We start from the raw sequence: 503 nt of genomic DNA, 5'->3' as shown, positions 1-503 counted from the left end.
TAACCGAGGGTTTCTGCCTCTTTAGCTAATTGGCTCTGGTACAAGATACCGTAGTATTTTTGGAAGTTGTAAATGCGCTCGCCAGTCCCGTTAATCACGCCCCCTTTTTGTTTTAGGCTGGTTGATAAAGCGCGTAAATCTCCTTCTTTATCGCGCGTCATGTTAGCGGCTAGCGCGTGCGAATGCACTTGCATGTCATTTTCACGGCTGGTCTTATGGCGTACGACTGCAAATAGCATCGAATCCGTATTTTCGTATTCTTGAACGCCTTTCTCATGGGTGACTTTGACTTGTGCTACGTCTTTCTCCAGCTCTGTTAAGGCGAACTTCACGGCGTTATTGTGCGCTTCAATGAGGCGGCTATCTCCGCCAATAAGCGCAAGAACGCTGAGGGATTTGGGCGCAGAAAAGGTCAGGTCGAAGCCCGATTTATGATCATCTCGTTTTCCTTTAATGGTTTCACCGCCAAGACTGCCTGAGAGTACCGATTCTAGGGTGGCTTG

General features: G+C 48.3%; 1 protein-coding gene. It reads right to left on the bottom strand.

Translation table 11 applies throughout. The features are described from left to right. A partial coding sequence (gene mobF, locus AB4503_RS25510; RefSeq protein ID WP_372115924.1) for a MobF family relaxase occupies window positions 1-503 on the bottom strand: 503 nt, incomplete at both ends.

The organism is Vibrio sp. 10N.222.55.B11 (assembly GCF_041473705.1).
In the GTDB taxonomy this organism is placed as follows: Bacteria; Pseudomonadota; Gammaproteobacteria; order Enterobacterales; family Vibrionaceae; genus Vibrio; species Vibrio crassostreae_C.
Note: the sequence above shows the minus strand (reverse complement) of the source record. Positions and strands in the feature narration are given on the sequence as shown.